The following is an 18,806-nucleotide window of genomic DNA, read 5'->3' on the forward strand; positions in this document are numbered from 1 at the left end:
CCCCTTTTTTAGGGGGCTAGGGGGGATCAAAGGGCTTCAAAACACGCCCTTGACTACCGAAGCAGTATCTAGGATCTCGGCTCCACTGGCGTTTTCAGAGAAAGCGGGAGGGCACTGGATGCGGACGCAGCAGCGCTAGAAGGCGGCGGAGGTTGCCCCATCCCATAGGTGAGTGCATAGCTCCGGGCGAGTATCCACAGCCACAGCGACGGATAGCGTGGTTCCAGCCAGGGCTGGATCTGGCGGGCAAACCCTGGTAGCCATTGAAATAGCCAGCTCAGGAGTGCAGCCAGCGTGAAGCTGAGATAGCTGCCGACCCAGCGCAGCAGGTCTGCTGGGCCCGCCAATTCCCAAATCCACAGCAGCAGTGCGGGATTAGTGCGAGCCGCTTTAAGCGCCATGCGGTTAAACGGCACCCAACCCGCACGGTCTTTGATAAAGCGATCGCTCACCTCAGGATCTTCGTCTGCCAGGATGCCAAAGAACGTGTTGAGCATGGCGTTGACCCGCTGCGGCGCGACCCATTTCCCGGTTGGCACCATCATGCCTTTGGAAAACAGCCAGGTGACGGCAATGTTGCTCTGGAAGGCGCGAATTTGCTCCAGGTGGGAGGCTTGCAGCAGATCATGGCGCAGGGCAGTGTCGAGCAAGTCCGTGAGCCGGGGCAAGTTTCGCACGAGCGATCCGAAGCCCGTGAACACCAGCGGCGACTGGAGCGATGCCGCATCGCCAATGGCAATCAGGCGGTCGAAGGCCACGCGGCGATCGCTCTTGATTCCGCTGAAATGGCCTGGAATGTAGCCAAACGTAGCCTTCCGCCAGGTCAGCTTATCCAGATCGCAGCGGCGATACTCTGGCAGGATGGCGAAGAAATCCTCGTACATTTCCAGCAAAGAGCCGGGGTTGTCGGGATGCACCTGGTGGTAGTGGAACAGATAGAAAGTCAGTTCTTCCCCGCGCCCCGGAAACAGTTCCCAAATCAACTGTCGCCCGCGGGAAATGTCGCCGTGGCTAAACAGCACATCGCCATAGCGGGCATCCCATACGCCCGGTTCAAAGCCGCGCTCGACCACCGCGCCCACCGTGGGACATACGCTGTCAAACGTGCGATCGCCATTCAGTTGCCACGCGATGGGGGAAGCCGTGCCCATTGCGTCCACCAGCAGCCGCCCAGTTGCCACGCGGGATGTGCCCGTTGGCAACTGCTTTGCATAAACCGTCACGCCACCAGGCGCAACGTCCACCCGATCAAACTCGGTTTCATCCCAGATTTCGCCGCCCGCCGCCCGCAGTTTGTCGCCACAGATCTTTAGCAGCTTTTCTGCATCAATGCCCACATTCAAAACCGTTGGCGTATGCAGCACGGGCGCTTTTGCCTGGGGCGGATTGTTGGCATCAAAGAACTTGCTGAAGCCGTCTACATACTCCCGCGCAATTACGCTCTCACACTCGGCAGGTGTGAACAGCTCCAGGTCGATCAGGCTTTGAAACTCGGCCCGCGAAATATTCCACTCGCGGTTCATCCGGCCAAAGGGCAGCCGCTCGATCAGCAGCACCCGATAGCCGCGTCGCGCCATCACCGCCGCGTGAATAATGCCCAGCGCTCCGCCGATGTAAATCAGGTCGTAGGCAGGTTGCGTCCCTGTATCTTCGACCGCTTCGACCGCTTCGACTGCTTCGACCGCAAACACGACCTGCTTGGGATGCTGGGGATTTCGCACGCTCTCGCGCCAGCGCTGCTCCCACCAGTAGACCCGGTTCAAGTCGTACTCCCCGTTCGGAATGCGCTGAAAGTATTTCACCGTCTGGGGATAATGGGGCGCTAGGGCCTCAAAGATAGATTGATGAGACAGGTCAACCTGCGGCGGCGCGGGGTAGCGCTGGGGAAACTGAACCCGGAGCGCCTGGGTCAACTGCTGCAAAACGGTTCTCTCGCCAGGAAAGGGGCGATCGCCCCAGCGAAACACCTTGAGATACGTTGTGCGCTGCACCGACCAGACAAACCCAGACAGCACTGGCGCGTCGAGGAAGTCATCTCCCAAGTTGCCGCTGGAACCGCTTCTGGCGACAGTTTCCGCCGTAATCAGGAACCCATCGGGGGTGGCAGTGGTATTGCCGACGGCGGGCTGAAACTGGTGATGAAGCCAGCGACGCACGGCATCCAGGTCAGGCGTAGGCACCTCTAAGTAAAGTAGCTCTGTTAAAGAATCTTTCATCCGATGACGTTGATAACGGCTGGCGAATTCACTGGGCAAGCTTACTGGCAAGTTCACTGGGCAAGTTCATTAAGGAGGCAGAGTTGACAGAATTGAAAATTGCGCTACACTTCACCAATACAATCAGAGCGCTTGAAGAAAGTTTAAGACTTCTCATTTTACCTTTTGACCTGCCAGCCATTTAAGGCTTCCCGTCATCCAGCTTCTAAGCTCTGAGAACCTCAAGCCTGAGAACCTCAAGTCTGAGAACCTCAAGCCCAAGAGGGTGTCTTGTGATTACCTGGGGCATTTCTGCCTGACTATGAATTATCCCATTCCGAGTAGTTCTCAAGAAGTCGTTGCCCTCCGCCAGCAGCCCGTAGACGATGAGCTGGTGGCAGCGGCGATCGCCGGAGTCATCTACGTCGCGCGATCGCAGGGACAAACGCTGGAAGATCTCACCGCCGAGGTCATGGCGGACGATCGCCTGCTGGATGCTGATTTGCGGCGCTGGCTCAGCGATATCGTCTCGCAGGCGTGGGATCAGCTTGCCTAGCGCCCAGAGGTGCGTCGTTTATCGACCCTGTGCTTTACGTAATAACCATTCTGTTGGACAGAACCATTTTGTTTTACAGGCTGTTTACGAGTTCTGTTCGTAACACCTGTTCGCAACACCCGTTTGTAACAACATCCTGTTTGTAGCAACATTCTGTTTGTAACCAGAGGGAATACGCTATGCTGAGTGCTTGAACCTCTAGCCAGGATGCAGGCTCATGGGCAGCAACGGTCGCAGCACAAACGGCAAAAGCCAACCGCTTTACGCAACCCGGATTGACCTTTCCTCCGAAATTCGCACAAAAGTCATTGCTATTTTGAATCACTCCCTTGCCTCGACGCTGGATTTGAAAACCCAGGTCAAGCAGGCTCACTGGAACGTCAAGGGATTACAGTTCTACCAACTGCACGAGCTATTTGACGAGATGGCTTCGGAGCTAGAAGAGTACGTGGACATGGTGGCAGAGCGCGTCACGGCGCTGGGCGGGCTAGCCGTTGGAACTGCTCGCACCGCGGCATCTCAGTCTATTCTGTCAGAGTATCCCTTCGACATTTTGGACGGCAAAGATCACGTCATCGCTTTGGCAGAGCGCTATGCTGCCTACGGAAAGCTGGTGCGCGAGTCCATCGACGCGACCGATGAATTGGGTGATGCCGATACGGCTGACCTGTACACCGAGATCTCGCGGGATATCGACAAGCGCCTTTGGTTTCTAGAAGCGCACCTGCAAACTTCGGTGGAGGAAGGGGTGGCCGCCGCTGTGTCCGAAGTCGCAGAATCGAAAGCCAAGAAAACGGCGAAACGGACAAAGTGAGCGACTGTTCGGGCGAGTCCTAACTTGCCCATTCCTCCCCCATTACTCCTCTTTTGCCTCCGGCTTTAGCAGGGGGAAGGCAATCACGTCGCGGATACTGGCAGAATCGGTCAGCAGCATGACAAGGCGGTCGATGCCTGTGCCCATGCCCATCGTGGGTGGCAGCCCATACTCCAGCGCCATCAGAAAGTCTTCGTCTACACCGTGGGCTTCTAGATCGCCTGCGGCCTTTCGAGCAGCCTGGGCTTCGAGGCGCTGACGCTGATCCACCGGATCGGTTAGCTCAGAGTAGCCATTTGCCGTTTCGCGCCCTACGATGAATAGCTCGAATCGCTCCACCAGGCCGGGTTTGCTGCGGTGCGCCTTGGCCAGGGGCGAGTTTTCGACCGGGTAGTCTGTAACAAAGGTGGGCTGAATCAGCGTCGCCTCGACCTTTTGCTCAAAGGCTTCTACCAGCAGGCGACCGATCGAGTCGCATTTGTCTAAATCTTTGAGACCAGCGGCGATCGCCCCTTCTTTTGCCTCCTCCAGCGTTGTGAACTGGGTAAAATCCAGCCCCGTGTGTTCCTGCACTAGCTCGTGCATCGTGACTCTGCGCCAAGGCGGGTTCAGGTCAATGGCTTGCCCCTGGTAGGTGATTTTCAAATCATCGAGGACTGACTTGGCAGCGGCGACGATCATCTCCTCCGTCAGCGTCATCATCTGCTCGTAATCGCCGTAGGCTTGGTAAACCTCGATGGAGGTGAACTCCGGATTGTGCCGGGTGGAAACGCCCTCGTTGCGGAAGATGCGCCCGATTTCAAACACCTTCTCGAAGCCGCCCACCACCAGCCGCTTCAGATGCAACTCGGTGGCGATGCGGAGATACAAATCCATCTCCAGCGTGTTGTGGTAGGTAATGAACGGCCGCGCTTCGGCTCCCCCTGCCTCCGATTGCAGCACGGGCGTTTCAATTTCGATAAAGCCCCGGTCGGTGAGAAAGCGACGGATGGCAGTGGTGATGAGCGATCGCCGTCGAAACGTCTCCCGCACCTCTGGATTTACGATCAAATCCACATAGCGCTGACGGTAGCGCTTTTCCACATCCGTCAGCCCGTGCCACTTGTCGGGCAGGGGTTGCAGCGACTTGGTGAGGATGGAATAGCGCTGCACGTTAATGGACAACTCGCCCTTCTCGGTGCGCTTGATGGTGCCCGTTGCGCCCAGGATATCCCCCGCATCGGTCAACGTTTTCAGATGGTCAAACGCCTGCGGGTCGAGGTCTGCCATGCCCGCTTCGATGGTCTTTTTGTCGAGATAAAGCTGAATGGTGCCCGTTTCGTCTTGCAGCGTGAAAAAAGCCAGTTTGCCAAAGACGCGACGATTCATCACGCGCCCCGCCACCGACACGACGACCTCCGCCTCTTCCCCTGCCGCCAGATCCGCATATTTCTCCTGCAACTCCGCAGCGTGGTGCGTGACATCCCAGCGATAGCCGTAGGGATTGAAGCCCAGTTCGCGTAGTTGGGTGGCTTTTTCGAGGCGGGCAGCGCGGAGATCGTCGGACGACATTAGATTCAGAAGATTAGATTAGAAGATTAGCGATGTATCGGGTTAAAGGGGGTTCAGTGTCCAGGCTGGGGCTTCTGGGCGCTAGTCTCGCTGGTGGGAGAACTGGTATGCGCCGACGGCAGAGAGGGCAATCGCCACCGTCAGCAGCACTGGAATACTGTACCAGGGAAACTGGCTCAGCGGCAGATAGGCGGCAGCGCGGAGTCCAGTACTCGTGTAGGTCAGCGGCAGCAGGTAAACGATGAACTTGAGAATCGCAGGCAGGGTTTGCGGGTCAAAAAAAGTCGCGCCCAGAAACGACATAGGCACAATCAGAAAATTATTCAGCAGCCCCACACCCTCCAGCGATTTCACATTCAGCCCCACAATCACGCCCAGCCCCGAAAACACGGCGCAGTTCAACACCAGCACCAGCAAAAACAGCGGACTGATGAAGCCCAGGTTGCGGGTAAACAGCAGCGCAATCAGAATTACTGAAGCCGAGGTCATCAGCCCCCGCAGCACGCCCGCCATCATCTTGCCCAGGAACAGCGCCAGGGGATGCACAGGCAGCAGCAGGATTTCTTCAAAGGTTTTGCTGTAGAGCCGCTCGCCACAGATGGAAAACGTTGTGCCGCCGAAACTGATGGTCATGGAGGACAGGGCGACCATTCCCGGCAGGATGAAGTCTAGGTAGGTATTGCCGACGGGCGGCTTCATCGCCGAGTCGAGGGCACTGCCCAGCCCCAGCCCAAAGGCGAGAATGTAGATCAGCGGCGAAACCAAGCCCGATGCGGCGACCTGGGCGATTCGGACTCGCAAGTCAAGCCAATCGCCCCAAAAGACGGTCAGTGCATCTTGCAGGATGTTACGGACCAGAGAGGTTTTGCGAATTTGCCCAAATTCCAGCGAGGGTTGCGCGGTCACGGCAGCGTGGATAAATGTTACTCCTAAATTTTACATTTCTTAGGACTTTCCGATTTGATTTTGGATTTTGGATTGGCGATTTTGGATTGTCAATCCGAGCCGCTGTAGCGCTTTCAGCAATTTGATCAGGAGGTTCAGGAGCCAATTGTGCTTCTCGTCAGGGCAGCGACGGCAGGCTGCTATTCGCCTTCTATGCCCGTCTTAGCTACTGAGGAACTAGCTCAGTGTTGATTTCGTTGACGATGCGGCGCTTTAGCTCGACGGATTCTGAGCGCGGCAGCAGGTTGAAGACTTCCCGCAGCACGTCGTCAATACGCTCGTAGGGAATGACTCCCGATTCATTCAGCACCACCTTGCCTGCCTTGTCGAACACGACTGTTTGGGGGGCATAGCCCGTTAGGTAATAGCCAGGTTCGCTGGGGTCGTATTGATCTTTGACAGGAATAGAGTCGATGCTGATGGGCAGGATGTCGGCAGCGCGCCCGTAGAAGGCATCAAGTTGGGAAATGACGGGGGCAAACTGCTTGCAGTCGGCGCTGTCGTCTACGTATAGCACCAGGATGGCAGGCGTATGGGTGCGGAGCGAGTCAGACAGCTTGAGGCTGGGCGGCACTAGGGAGCCGTTGCCTGCGTAGAGCGGGAAGATGTTGCCGTCGTAGTGATCATCTGTGAGGCTGGCGATCGCCGGATTGCCGCCCAGCAGCATACTAGCCAACACCAGAACGAGCAAGAGCGATCGCTTTGCCCACACAAGCCTCCGAAGTTGAGCGATCGCCGGACGCATCATTATGTTTTTCAAACCGCTTCTAAAACCCATCGCACGTTTAACGTCTTTTAACGTTCCGAAATATCCTGTCCTATTGTGACATCGAGTGACGTGCAGTGACGGTCGCGGAGGGGGAGACGTAGGGGCGATCGCCCAGACTCCGACGGTCTAGCCCGGTCTAGCTCCCCGCCTGCTGTTCTTGAAAGCTCTGGATCACCTGTTGCAGCATCGGCTGATTTTTCTCGAAATCAGCAGGCGGTGTCCAGGCGAGGATCTGGGCAAAGCGGGTCGGCGTTTCCACCACCGTATGCAGATACAGCACGTCAATGTTGTTGAGCGAGCCGCGCACCTGATACTGCACGGCCGGGTTGCCGCCCACCTGGGAAACGGGCGTGGGGCTACTGACTTCGGATTTTTCCAGTCGCCGCGTCAGGTAGCCGCGCGTGATTTCTGCATAGGTCTCGCGGGGCATTCCGCGAAACTCTGCCTTGGGCTGAGTCAGCACGATCAGATACATCTGCTCTGCCCGGTTCGACGCTTCCAACTGGGCGCGATCGTTCAGTTCGTCGTCTTTGACCCAGCCCGACGGCAGCGTTATCGCAATCTGCCCGTCTTCGGAAATCAGCCGATCCTGGGTCGGCAACGGCAAATTCGCTAGGGGCGGCGGCAGCGTCAGCACGATTTCCTCTGGCTGCGGCTCTTTCTCTGGAGGGGTGGGCGTGGGAACTAGGGTTGCGGCGATCGCTAGCCCGCCCAGCAGCGCCAGCGGCACGCTTCCTTTTACCCATCTTGGAATATCTTTCAAATGCGTTATGTCCTCATCTTGCTTAAACTCGCCAAGCTAGCGTCCCCGGCTCCGTCCATACCGTCGCTCTTGGCGATCATAGCGCCCATCCTGCACGACGTTGTTTACGCCTTTGATGATGCCGCGCCCGATCAGCCCGATGCCGCGCCCGATCACCTCCGTCAGCACGTAAATCACGCCGCTGCCCAGCACAGAGATAACCGAACGCAGCCGAGGGGCGATCGCATCCCGCGTTTCCAGAGCCAGCGTGACCGCATAGGGCAGGCCCGACAGTTGTTCTAGCTCATCGCGGCGGGGGGCGTAAATCGATTCCTGCTCAATGCCCCGCAGCCGCAGCACAAACAGACGGTATTGACTCTCAAAAATATCCTTTGGTTCTGCGAAATAGCGCTGCATCCGGTAGCGCCAAGACAGGTCATTGCGAAACCGCTCAATGCCCCGACTCGACAGCAGCCGACGGTCATAAAACGACTGCTTGATGTCTTCTACATCAGCAAAGCGATTGAGCAACGGCTGCACGACAGCGTTGGCAATCTGAATCATCGTGTGGCTGAGCAGCAGCCCAGCCCGCCGCACCGCTTCGGGATTTCCGGCTGCGTAGGGCACACCGTCGATCACCAGCGGAGCCTGCACCAGCAAGTGCGCCAACAGGTCGCTGAATAGCGGAATCTTGCTGAGAATATCCGCCTGCACAATTGCCTGGTCGGCCAGCAGGTAGGGCGCAATTTCCACCTCCTGACCCGACAGCGCCAGCGTGCGATAGCGGCCAAAAAACTCCACCGTCGTCGCCTGCCACAAATCCGCCAGCAGTTGGGGCTGCATGTCTGACAATCGCTGCTCTGGTACTTCTGCCACCCGCAGGTCATCCAGCAGGTCGTCTAGCTTGCGTAGCACCAGTCCAAACAATTCGCGCTTGCGATCGCTCCGCAAAATGTCTGTTTCCAGAGGCAAATCGGTGAGGTTGTCCAGATTGCCTTCCAGCGTTGCCAGCACCCGGTTAAATAAAACTGCCCGCATTTCACGAGAGGCTTGGGCCGTGGCTGTGGTCAGCGCGGGCCGGGGTGTGGCCGCCAGAGCTGTGGGGCGATTTCCCTCAGAAACCGATTGACCCACAGACGCACCAGATACAGGCTGGGAGCGGCCAGGGCGCGACGAAGATGCTGGACGGGCGATTCCCGTAGGGGTCGCTTCGCGAATCGCCGCTGGTGTAGCAGGGACGCTGAGGCTGGGCACGGGGTCTGGCGGCACAGCATCCAGGGGGGTAGGAACCGTGGGCAGCGAAGGCTCCGAGACGGTTTCCAGCAGTTCCGGCGTGGCCAGCATCCGCAGCACGATCCACCGCGCTGCCCGCAGCTCTCGCCTGCGCCCCAGCAACACCTGCCGCTGCAAAAACGACAATCGGCGGCTCCGGAGCTGGGCGGTGATCAGGGCGATCGCCTGATCGATTTGCTCTAGCCCCGACTGGCGCAGCGTCCGCTTTAGATAGCTGGCTTGGGACACGCGACGCGACAGCACCGGCCCGCGAGCCGCCGTTGCGCCACCACCCGCTAGCCCAGAGGAGGCCATCCAGTAGGGTTCCCCCGCGGCCACTTGCCGCAGGCATTTGGCGATCGCCCCGGGTTCCGCCCCCTTCAGGCAAAAGCCCTGCGCCCCCGCCCGCCGCACCGCATCCACCAAAATCGGCTCCGCTGTGGAACCCAGCACCAGCACCGGGATTTGCGGAAACATCGCCCGCAACTGCTGACACAGCGCCAATCCCTGCACTCGCGCCGGATTCGTGCGCCCCAGTTCCAAGTCCAGCAGCACCAGATCCACCGTTTCGCCCTGGCTTGTGCCCGTGTCCAAGCGCGTGCGAATCAGCAGCGGCGCGTCTTCTCCACTGCCAGACTCAATCCCCACGCGAAACTCAGGAAACTGCTCCAACCACAGCCGCAACCCACCGCGAAACACCGCATCGTCGCTAATCAACGCAAGCTGGAGCGGGCGGGTGAAAAACACATCGGCAGAGCGCGAGGTCATGGGCGGGGCGAGAGGATGGGGGAAGCTTAATAAACTTTAAGGCATAGTTTAGGCGATCGCCCTACCGAGTTTCAGTTCGGCAGAGACAAGTTCGGGATTAAGGCTCATCCGCTCTCTCAAGCCCTCACCGCACATAAATTGCGCCAGACACCAGCGTCAGCCCGACGGACAGCCAAAAGGCGATCGCCGCTGCGGGGGTATCCATCGTCGGCGGACAGATCAAGAGGGCGATCGCCGCAATCTGGCTGACGGTTTTTAGCTTGCCCCAGACATTTGCGCCAGAGATGGTGGTTTGGCTGACGCGCCATCCGGCGATCGCCAGTTCTCGCGCCAAAATCAGAAACACCGCCCAGGCAGGAACCTGCCCAAGCTGGATTAGCATCAGCAGCGGAGCCAGCACCAGCAGCTTGTCTACCAGCGGATCGAGAAATTTGCCTAAATCCGTTACCTGGTTCAGCTTGCGGGCCAGATAGCCGTCTAGCCAGTCGGTTCCCGCCGCAACCAGAAAAATCGCCAGGGCAATCCAGCGCGATCGCCCGGTGGGATTTTGCAGCAGCACCAGCAGCAGCGGCACGCCCAGCAGCCGGGAAACGGTGATCCAGGTGGGGAGGTTCATGGTGATGCAGGGAATGACTGACGGAGTAACTTCAACAAGTGTCAGTCTTTCACAAAAGTGCCAACAGATATCGGAGCCACTGCGACGAGAAGCTGTGGAATCGTAGTTTCTTCTGATTGGGAATCATAGATTCTTCCTGATATAGCTGGGTTGTGCAAGTTTGCCCTCATCCCCCAGCCCCTTCTCCCTTTTTAGGAGAAGGGGAGCCGGATTGGAAGTCCCTCTCCCGCTTTGGGAGAGGAATTTAGGGTGAGGGTTACAAAAGTGGGATACACCCTCGTCCAAAACCCAAAGAACTTATCGCAAGTGTATAAGCTGGTTGCCTGACATAAGTCTCGAAAGCCCAGAAAATACATTGATTTAGAGCCGAAACTAATCTCCTTGAGCTAGAGCAGACTGATACTTGCCACGAGAAATCAAGGATTTCCCGCGATTTGTCAGGCAGTCAGGTGTCAGGAAGCTGGCACATTATCTGTCCGAAATCAAAAGACTTGTGTTTGTAGCTTTCTCAGAAGCTATTAGCCCAACCCTTACTTTCCAGGAGTGCAACCTATGTCAGATGAAGAGTTGGTTCAGAAATCAAATGTCTTAATTAAAGTAGGCGGATTGTTAGGAGCCTTAGCTGTTGTAACCACATCTTTAGCGACTATCGTTAAAGACAGCAGCACTATCTGGGAGAAACTGCCTTTTGAAGTAGTGCCCGAAACAAAAAGCTCTTTGAGCTTACCATCTCCGAATCCACAACTGAATCAGCCACAGAATAAAGAAAATGTATCCAAAACGCCATTCCCTTCAGAGAGGTACGAGTATGAGGAAGATGGCAAAATAAGGGCATTCTTTCGTGTTTCTGATGTGGTTTGGAAAGAAGAAAATGAGTTTGGTAAAGAGATTAATACCTTCAAAGAGATTGCGCGAGACTCAGATTTCATTACTCTTTATGACAAGAGTAGAGATATGAGAGTAAAGATACCTATTGAAGGTGGTCAAGTTTTAATCACATGGCCAGAAAAAAACTGGGTTGATTTGCAGTATCGTTACGTAGCGAAGAAATCCAGTACGAATTAGCTGTAGGGCACCTCAATTAATTTCCGGGCACCTCGATTAATTGCCTGATTGAGAATTTTAGGAGCCTGGAAACCTTGTGTTTTCGTAGCCATTCTCAAGAGGATCTGAATTTTTCGAGGTGCCCTTTCCTTATTGAGAATTCGAGGAGGGATAATCCAAAGAGGAATATAGATGGACTATTCAAGGGCGATCGCCCATTTGCAAGCGGCTGATCCCATCCTGGCAGCGACAATCGAGCGCAGCGGCCCCTGCACCCTCTGGCACGATCGGCAGACAGGCGATCTGCTGGAATCTCTAGCGGAATCCATCATTTACCAGCAGCTTTCCGGCAAAGCCGCAGGCACCATTCACCGCCGCTTTTTGGCACTCTATCCCCACACGCCGCACCCCACGGCTGCCGAAATTCTGGCTACGCCGGACGAGGTGCTGCGCGGAGCGGGGCTATCTCGCGCCAAGACGCTGTACGTCAAAGACCTGGCGCAAAAAGTGCTGGACGGGCTGCCCAGCCTAGAGGATCTGGAGCAACTGGAGGATGATGCGATTATCCGCACGCTGACCCAAGTCAAGGGCATCGGCAAATGGACTGCGGAAATGCTGCTGATCTTTCGGCTGCACCGCTGGGACGTGCTGCCTGTAGACGACTTGGGCATTCGCAACGGAATGCGCTTGCTCTACAGCCTGCCCGACCTGCCCAACAAGAACACCATGCTGCAAATCGCCGAACCGTGGCGACCCTACCGCACGATCGCCGCCTGGTATCTATGGCGCAGCGTGGATATCAAAGCGATGGGAAAAGAGGGGTAACGGGGTGTGGAGATGAAGCAGCACAGAGCGGGAGAGGGACTTCAACCCTCTCTTGCTCCCCTTCTCCCAAGTCGGGAGAAGGGGACAGGGGATGAGGGCAGATTGAAAGTTGCACATCGCGTCTCGTAACGCTCTTCCATCACGCTCCTACACGCCCAGCGTCTCCTTCACCACGGCTTCCGCCGCCTTGAATCCCACCATCACTGCCTTGCCGTCTTTCACAAATAGCGGTCGCTTTAGCAGCATGGCATTTGCGGCAAAGGCTTTGGCCCAGTCTGCGTCACCCCAGGTGTCTTTTTTCTCGCCCAGCGCCCGGTAGGACTGCCCTGACGTGTTTCGCATCGGCTTTGACCCCAACGTCGCAATCCAGTCCTCAATTTGCGCCTGGGTGGGTGGGGTTTCTTTGGTGTTGATGAACTCGTACTCGACCGCGTTGCGATCGAGCCAGGCGATCGCCTTTTTGCAAGTTCCGCAGTTGGGGATTCCGTAGACCTGGAGTGCCATTGCTGATTGACTTTTTGAGTGCCTTTTGTATTGACTTTGGATTTTGGATTTTAGATTTTGGATTTGCGATGTTGGGCTGCCAATTCAGCGGCTTCAGGACTGCGGCAAATTCCATCCACAGCGCCCTTCCGGCACGCTGACCCTTCCGGCACGCTCATACAATGCCCAAGATTTTAGATTAGCAGGCTCCGGCTGGCAGTCCACTGCAAAACACCAGATTCAAAAGCATCAGACCATTAAGAACATTCAAAACATCAAATCCGTGTCCATTTCCTTCAGGTTGAGCAAATGAAGCTGGGATTGGGCTTCGGTCTGGGTTGCCAGGAGGATGCCTGTGGTAGTAAACAGGGCGATCGCCACGGGTGAGGCAGGGCCCTGAAACCGCCCAACGGGTTGTCCCAGGTCGTCCAGCAGCAGCAGATCGCCCGCAGCGCTGGCCAGCACATAGCCCCAGTTCGCCGCCGCAAGCAACTTCGGCACAATTTCCACACCCAGCCGCACCACCCGAAATGGCTTCAGGTCAATCATCAGCAGCGCGTTGGGGTCGTCTGCATCGCAAGCGACCAGGCGATAGGGGTCGGAGGCGGTGGTGATGTAGCCCAAACGCACAGGTAGCGTCAGGCAGCCCAAGCGATCGCCCCGTCGGTTAAACACTTCCAGCCAGGTTTCAAGGTGCTTCTCGCCTCTCAAAATCTGCGACACCAGCACCAGATGCCGCCCATCCAGCGCCGCCAGATACAGCAATTGCCGACGATGATCGGTGGGGACTGGCAGCGGGATGGGGTTTGGCGCAGTCCACACGAAGGTTGGGTGCTGCCCCAACGCGGCCCCATCAGGCAGCGATCGCAGCGTTAGGGAACCCACTGCACCATCCCCCGACGGAGCGGCGATCGCCAGCCATCGCCCCGCCGCCTCGATCGCCACCAGACAATCCTGCTCCGTTTGGGCAATGGTCTGACAGCGCCAGGGCTGATGTGCATCGCTAGGCGGCACATCTAGCAGATAGATAGCCTGAGCAGCGATCGCAAAACAGCCCTGCGGCCGTACCTGCAATGCCCGAATAGGCTGCGGCAATTGCACAGCAGCCAGTGGCTCAACGTCTGCCAGGGGGCTAGGCCAGATCTCGGTGAGGTGGGTCTGGAACGTGACGCGATCGCCACTGGCTCGGTAGGTTTCTACCCTTTCTGGAAAAGGCTGGAACAGCGGCGTTCCCCGGCTGGGAGCGATCGCCAGCGCGGTGATCGGCTGCTCCAGAGTCACAACGGAGCGCGATCGCCACGGCAGGAGGTTCAGGGGCTGGACAGGAGAAACGGTGGGCAGCGCCGGGGAAATCGTCATCGAGCGCGATTCGTGAAGCGATCCCTGCGGGAACCGCCCATCCCAGTTGAGATTACCCAACCCATAGTCGGTGGCAGATTGCACGAGCGATCGCCACATCTCGCCCGCATTAGAAAATCGCCTCGCCGCCAGCTTTTGTAGCGCTTTCGACAGCAGCGGATGAAAGACAGCCGGAATCGAGTCCGGCAGCACCAGCGGCCGATTCAGATGAGCCGACATTAGCTCCGTCGGCGTGCCCGAAAACGGACGATAGCCCGCCAGCAGTTCAAACAGCAAAATGCCGACAGAATAGAGATCCGCCGCAGGGGAATATTGTCCGTAAAACCGCTCCGGGGCCATATAGGCGGGAGACCCTGTGTTGCCACCCCCCGACGGCGACTCCGCCAATTCCTGCCGCAGCCGCGCAATGCCAAAGTCTGAAATGCGGGCCGTCCAGCCCCACCGCTCCACGCTGAGGAGGATATTTTCTGGCTTGATATCGCAATGCACAATGCCCTGGCTGTGGGCGTGTTCCAGCCCCGCCAGCATATCCGCTACCAGCTTCAGGCTTTGGGCAGGGTGCAGCCGATGGTCTTCGTTCAACAGGCTGCGAAGCGTTCCCCCCTCACAATAGTCCATCACCAGATAGCGACCCGTGGCAGTATGCTCTAGCGCCTGACAGGTGACGATGTTTTCGTGCTGGAGCGTCAGCAAAAAGCGCAGTTCGCGCAGAAACTTGTGGGTCGGGAAGCGTTCTCGCTCCAGGTTTTTGAGGGCGACCAATTGCCCCGTTTGCCGATGCACCGCGCAAAACACCCGACCGAATTGCCCCTGCCCAATCAGCCCCAACTGGCGATATCTAGAGCGCTGCCGCTCTTTTTTGGAAAAGCTGGCCACGGGTCACGCGGAAAAGAAGGGTTGAAACACAACAGGAACCCGAAGATGATTCAGGTTCCCTGAAGACCGGGATAGGTTGCAGCAGCATTGGCTCTCAAATCAGCCACGGATACAGCGCTGAAAGACATGACAGGACATGATGCTAGGCATTGCAAAGCTGCTGCATAATTGCCTCGTGGTCGAGATTGGTAACCATCGTTTCGGCTGGCTCCAGCCGTTTGGGTAGCCCTAATACGAAGCGATTGCAGTCTGCGCCCATCGACTCGCAGGTTGTTTGCACGCAATGCAGTTCGCGTCCGGTAATCTGGCTAAAGAAAGAGGCCAGAACACCCGCTTCCAGATGACACACGGGCTGGTCTTTGCGGGGAGCCAGTCGCGCAAAGGGCGAGTTCCAGGTCTTCACTACCAAAAAGCCGCGATGCTGATAGGTTTGATCCAGGTCGATCTTGCCCCAGCCGTGGGTAATCCAGCACTGCTGGAGGCTTTGTAAAAACTCCACCATCGGCATATTCGACAGCGGCGTGCCGTAATAGTCGGTCAGCTCTTCCGAAAAGCGGCTGTAGAAGGTCTTGCCCCACCAGCGCCCGCAGTTATATAGCACCAGCCTCGAGGCTTGACCGGTTTCTTTGTCTAGCCCGCTGTAGATTGCCTGGATCAGCGTTTCGGGGAGGGCAATCAGGCGATCGCCCTGACGGTTTTCCAGCAGCCCCATTTCCAGATCGCTGCGGACGTAGGCATCGGTCGCAAAGTAGCTGCTGGGAATGCGGTTATTAACCAGTAAATCAGCGACGGAGATCATAGGTTTGTAGGGGTCAGAGATTGGGGATTGGGGATTGAGGAGCGGGGACCGGGGGTTGGACGATCCGGAGGGAGTCCGCAGGGCAGGACGCGGGATTTTTGAAGTGGGGCAGTCCTTTGGCTAAATACTGAACACTAAATACTGAGCAAAGCTAATCGCTGCCCCCTTGACCTGTGCTGCCTAAAACAGGGCGGCTGCGGTGAGCGGTGCTTCGCCCGAAAGGTGCAGATCGCTCTGGGCGATCGCCAGCATCGGCAGCAGGAACTTGACCTGCTGGGGCGCGAGGTGTTGGCTGAGGGATTGGCTCAGCAGGCGAAACAGCGCCGAGTCGATGCGCTGGCTGTCGTAGGCCTGAATCATTTGGGCCATGGGTTGCAGGCGGTCTTTGAGGAAGGCCTCATCGTTCATCAGCATGGCAGTAGCGCAGTGACGCAGCACCAGCAGCGCGTTTTTGATGCTGCGCTCCAGGGTTTCGGTCGATTCGCTGGGCAGTTCTGCCACCAGCCGATCGGCGGCTTGCTGCATGATGGTGATTTCGCGATCGCGCAGGCTGCAATAGGCATCCAGGCGGGCGGGCAGCGACTCGACATACTGGCTCAGCACGGCCAGTTCTTCGGGCTTGAGGTAGCGGTTTTCGGCTTCGTCGAAGAGTGCGTCGATTTGTGGGTGCATGGTGAGGGAAGAGGGAAGAACGAAGAGGGAAGAGGGAAGAACGAAGAGGGAAGAGGGAAGAACGAAGGAGTTTTGTTTTTCGGTTTTTGTTTTTCGTTCTTCGTTTTTCGTTCTTTATAAGGTTGGGGGAAAGAGGGCTTAACTTAGAGAGGATGGGTTAGAAGAGGTCGGAGAAGTCGTCGAGGGTGAAGGCATTGGTGGTGGGCTGGAGTGGCTCGCTGGAGAGGGGCAGATCGACTTCGGGGGCGATCGCTCTTCTGCTAGATGCACCATCCCAGTTCACTGAGGTAAAGAACTGGCGCACCGTCAGCATCAGGCTCAGCGGGCCGTCGCTGCTGGTCGCATCCAGGCGCACCTGCTCCACTTCAGGCGGGTTGTCGTCCCAGTTGATGCTGCTAAAAAAGCTGTGGGTGGTTTGGTGCAGCCAGGACGTGGGTTTGGGTTCGGCGCTGGCGGGCTTGCTAAATCCGTTGCGTTCCATCAGGGCAGTGGGGTTCATTTCAGCCGATCTCCTGAGCGCAGCCGTTTTTCAATGTCTCGCGCCGTCGCGCCCTCGTTCATCCAGAAGGTGGCGGCATCAATGCGATCCTGTCCGCCCAGCAGAAACTTGCAGTAGGTTTCGCCCATCGAGTAGCACTGGATTTCGATGCAGCTTAGTTGCTTTTTCACCAGTTCGGTAAAGAAGCCTGCAAACAGGCCAGCGTAGAGATAGCAAACGGGTTTGCCCACGTCGCCCAGCGTCCGCGCCACGGCCGAGTCGAAGATATTGATGAACATGAAGCCCTGCTTGCGATCGCCCATGTCCACTTCCCAGCGTCCCCAGCCCTGCGAGGTGAAGGGCCACCACCAGGTTTCCAGCAAGAACAGCAGATTGGTCTGGCGAATGTTGCGGTCGAATTCTTTTTCAAACCACTTTTCAAAGAAGAAAGCGTCTTTTTGTCCCCATTCACACCCAATCGTGTACATTGTGGCGGCGGAAGCATCGCCCACTTCTTCCTCCAGCCCTTCCACCAGACCAATGATGAAATCTTCGGTGGTGAGCAGGTTTTGACTGCCGTTCCAGTCCACAATCGTGCCCTTGTCGGGGTCAAACTGGAAAAAGTCGCGGAAGCCGTAGTGGTTGTGCTTCTTCGGGTTCCGCTGTTTGGTTGGGTTCTGAATGGCGTTCACCATAGTGGATTGCGGGGAGTAAGGGGGAACAGGAATCAGATCCGGCACGTTTAGTAAAGGTTATACAGCGTCCGAATTTGATTTTTGAATTGTAATGTCGTGTGTTGTTTGCAACGGGGCTAAATCAGGAGATACTGACCTGCTGCCGACTGGGTTGCAGCACGACTGACTCCAGCGCTGAGTTGCTTTGAGCTTAATGTTCCCACCAAAGGCTGGAACTAACGAGGGCGATCGCCTCTTGGGTGTAGAGATTTGTGAAGGGCGGCGTTGCGACTGGCTTTGGGCAAATGGGTTGGGCGATCGCCCTTCTGCCCAATTTGCTGTGGATCAAGAGGAAGGCTCAGCACTGCTGCGAGGACCGTCTTCCCGCGCTCTAGGCTCGTCACCAGGCTCATCAAAAAGGTGGTTGGGCAACTCCTCATGGGCATGGGGGCTGCGGAATAGCTGCTGCGGCATTCCGATGTCGATGCCGTTTTTCTCGAAGGCGATTCGCACGCGCAGGCGAAACTCGCGCCCCACCGCGAACTGCTGCATTGGCTGTGTATCTAGCCACACGCGAATTGAAATCCCCTCATGGGACAGCGTTTCCACGCCCAACACCTGCGGCGGGTTATAAAACTTATCGCGCCACTGCGGGTCGTCGTACAGGCCCTGCGCCACATCGCGAATGACCGACAGCACATGCTCGATATTGCTGTCGTAGGCGACCGTGATGATCAAATCCACCCGCGACCACAGGCGCGTCTGGTTCTCGACCCGATCGACCATGCTGTTGGGAATCGTGATCAGCCGCCCGTCGCCGTTGCGGAGTTGCGTCACGCGCAGGTTCATGTTTTCCACTAGTCCAGTGGAGTTGCCAATGGTAACGACATCGCCAATGGCGTACTGATCTTCGGAAATAATCAAAAATCCGTTGACCAAATCGCGAATCAGGTTTTGCGAGGCCAGCGATGCCGCGAAGGCCAGCACCGCACCAAAGGTCAGCACCGACCCCACAGGCAGCCCCAGCACGCTAAATGCCCAGCCCAACCCCATGAGGTACACCAAAAAGGTCTTCAGCCCCTTCATGGCAGTGACGATGGTGGAAATGCGGAGCGATCGCCGCTGGGCTTCTTCCGGGGTGAACAGGTCATTTTCTTGCCAGGCGTTGGAGAGTCCGTTGATCAGCGCGTCGCCCAGCCGATTGAGCAGACCCACCAAAAACCAGATCAGCAGCAGGCTGAGGGGCTTGAGCCAGATGGATTCCGTCAGAGTATACGTGCCGGGAAAGCGCGACACGATCAGCACGATGCCACCCAGCCAGATCAGGATTTGCCCCTGATTATTGTGCGTAACAACCACAAAACCTGT

General features: G+C 57.1%; 19 protein-coding genes. 4 read left to right on the forward strand and 15 right to left on the reverse strand.

Annotated elements, in window-relative coordinates:
* Positions 1-68 precede the first annotated feature (68 nt).
* Positions 69-2,216, reverse strand: a complete 2,148-nt coding sequence (locus IGS51_RS18405) for a flavin-dependent dehydrogenase (RefSeq protein ID WP_297080234.1) — start codon at positions 2,214-2,216, stop codon at positions 69-71.
* 301 nt (positions 2,217-2,517) lie between these two features.
* Here IGS51_RS18405 and IGS51_RS18410 point away from each other — a divergent pair, with 301 nt between their 5' ends.
* The gene (locus IGS51_RS18410; protein ID WP_277774620.1) at positions 2,518-2,751 is read left to right on the forward strand and encodes a hypothetical protein; all 234 of its coding nucleotides are present in this window, start codon (positions 2,518-2,520) and stop codon (positions 2,749-2,751) included.
* Between the two features lie 217 nt (positions 2,752-2,968).
* Positions 2,969-3,565, forward strand: a complete 597-nt coding sequence (dps, locus tag IGS51_RS18415; RefSeq protein WP_297080235.1) for a DNA starvation/stationary phase protection protein Dps — start codon at positions 2,969-2,971, stop codon at positions 3,563-3,565.
* Positions 3,566-3,607: 42 nt separating this feature from the next.
* Here dps and lysS read toward each other — a convergent pair whose 3' ends face one another.
* The 6 genes from lysS to pgsA all read right to left on the reverse strand — a co-directional run bounded on the left by lysS (position 3,608) and on the right by pgsA (position 10,228).
* Positions 3,608-5,116: a lysine--tRNA ligase gene (lysS, locus tag IGS51_RS18420; RefSeq protein ID WP_297080236.1), complete on the reverse strand. Its 1,509-nt coding sequence runs from the start codon at positions 5,114-5,116 to the stop codon at positions 3,608-3,610.
* A gap of 81 nt (positions 5,117-5,197) precedes the next feature.
* Positions 5,198-6,022, reverse strand: a complete 825-nt coding sequence (locus tag IGS51_RS18425; RefSeq protein ID WP_367279372.1) for an ABC transporter permease — start codon at positions 6,020-6,022, stop codon at positions 5,198-5,200.
* A 205-nt stretch (positions 6,023-6,227) separates the two neighbouring features.
* Positions 6,228-6,728: a thylakoid membrane photosystem I accumulation factor gene (locus IGS51_RS18430; RefSeq protein ID WP_367279375.1), complete on the reverse strand. Its 501-nt coding sequence runs from the start codon at positions 6,726-6,728 to the stop codon at positions 6,228-6,230.
* 238 nt (positions 6,729-6,966) lie between these two features.
* A complete protein-coding gene (locus IGS51_RS18435) occupies positions 6,967-7,593 on the reverse strand; it encodes a hypothetical protein (protein WP_297080238.1) in 627 nt (208 codons plus the stop codon).
* Between the two features lie 36 nt (positions 7,594-7,629).
* Positions 7,630-9,612, reverse strand: a complete 1,983-nt coding sequence (locus tag IGS51_RS18440; protein ID WP_297080239.1) for a DUF3685 domain-containing protein — start codon at positions 9,610-9,612, stop codon at positions 7,630-7,632.
* A gap of 124 nt (positions 9,613-9,736) precedes the next feature.
* Positions 9,737-10,228: a CDP-diacylglycerol--glycerol-3-phosphate 3-phosphatidyltransferase gene (gene pgsA, locus IGS51_RS18445; protein WP_172355175.1), complete on the reverse strand. Its 492-nt coding sequence runs from the start codon at positions 10,226-10,228 to the stop codon at positions 9,737-9,739.
* Between the two features lie 552 nt (positions 10,229-10,780).
* On the opposite strand from pgsA, the gene IGS51_RS18450 reads away from it, so the two are divergent.
* Positions 10,781-11,293 carry a hypothetical protein gene (locus IGS51_RS18450; protein WP_297080240.1) on the forward strand — a complete coding sequence of 171 codons (513 nt, stop codon included), beginning with the start codon at positions 10,781-10,783 and terminating at the stop codon, positions 11,291-11,293.
* A 171-nt stretch (positions 11,294-11,464) separates the two neighbouring features.
* The gene (locus IGS51_RS18455; protein ID WP_297080241.1) at positions 11,465-12,097 is read left to right on the forward strand and encodes a DNA-3-methyladenine glycosylase; all 633 of its coding nucleotides are present in this window, start codon (positions 11,465-11,467) and stop codon (positions 12,095-12,097) included.
* Positions 12,098-12,244: 147 nt separating this feature from the next.
* Here IGS51_RS18455 and IGS51_RS18460 read toward each other — a convergent pair whose 3' ends face one another.
* The 8 genes from IGS51_RS18460 to IGS51_RS18495 form a co-directional block, all read right to left on the reverse strand.
* Positions 12,245-12,601 carry a Spx/MgsR family RNA polymerase-binding regulatory protein gene (locus IGS51_RS18460; RefSeq protein ID WP_297080242.1) on the reverse strand — a complete coding sequence of 119 codons (357 nt, stop codon included), beginning with the start codon at positions 12,599-12,601 and terminating at the stop codon, positions 12,245-12,247.
* Positions 12,602-12,847: 246 nt separating this feature from the next.
* A complete protein-coding gene (locus IGS51_RS18465; RefSeq protein ID WP_297080243.1) occupies positions 12,848-14,815 on the reverse strand; it encodes a serine/threonine-protein kinase in 1,968 nt (655 codons plus the stop codon).
* 142 nt (positions 14,816-14,957) lie between these two features.
* Entirely contained in the window at positions 14,958-15,614 is a 657-nt protein-coding gene (locus tag IGS51_RS18470; protein ID WP_297080244.1) for a V4R domain-containing protein, read from the reverse strand.
* Positions 15,615-15,794: 180 nt separating this feature from the next.
* Positions 15,795-16,286, reverse strand: coding sequence for a hypothetical protein (locus tag IGS51_RS18475; RefSeq protein WP_297080245.1), 492 nt, complete (start codon positions 16,284-16,286; stop codon positions 15,795-15,797).
* 157 nt (positions 16,287-16,443) lie between these two features.
* Entirely contained in the window at positions 16,444-16,785 is a 342-nt protein-coding gene (locus IGS51_RS18480; RefSeq protein WP_297080246.1) for a hypothetical protein, read from the reverse strand.
* Complete coding sequence (locus tag IGS51_RS18485; RefSeq protein WP_068509716.1) at positions 16,782-17,459, reverse strand: V4R domain-containing protein; 678 nt, start codon at positions 17,457-17,459, stop codon at positions 16,782-16,784. Before IGS51_RS18485 ends, IGS51_RS18480 begins: the two co-directional genes overlap by 4 nt.
* A 190-nt stretch (positions 17,460-17,649) precedes the next feature.
* The gene (locus IGS51_RS18490; protein WP_297080247.1) at positions 17,650-17,787 is read right to left on the reverse strand and encodes a hypothetical protein; all 138 of its coding nucleotides are present in this window, start codon (positions 17,785-17,787) and stop codon (positions 17,650-17,652) included.
* A partial coding sequence (locus tag IGS51_RS18495; RefSeq protein WP_297080248.1) for a mechanosensitive ion channel family protein occupies positions 17,784-18,806 on the reverse strand: 1,023 nt, incomplete at its 5' end. The genes IGS51_RS18490 and IGS51_RS18495, both read right to left, overlap by 4 nt.

It is taken from the genome of Thermoleptolyngbya sp. M55_K2018_002, from assembly GCF_015295965.1.
GTDB lineage: Bacteria > Cyanobacteriota > Cyanobacteriia > Elainellales > Elainellaceae > Thermoleptolyngbya > Thermoleptolyngbya sichuanensis.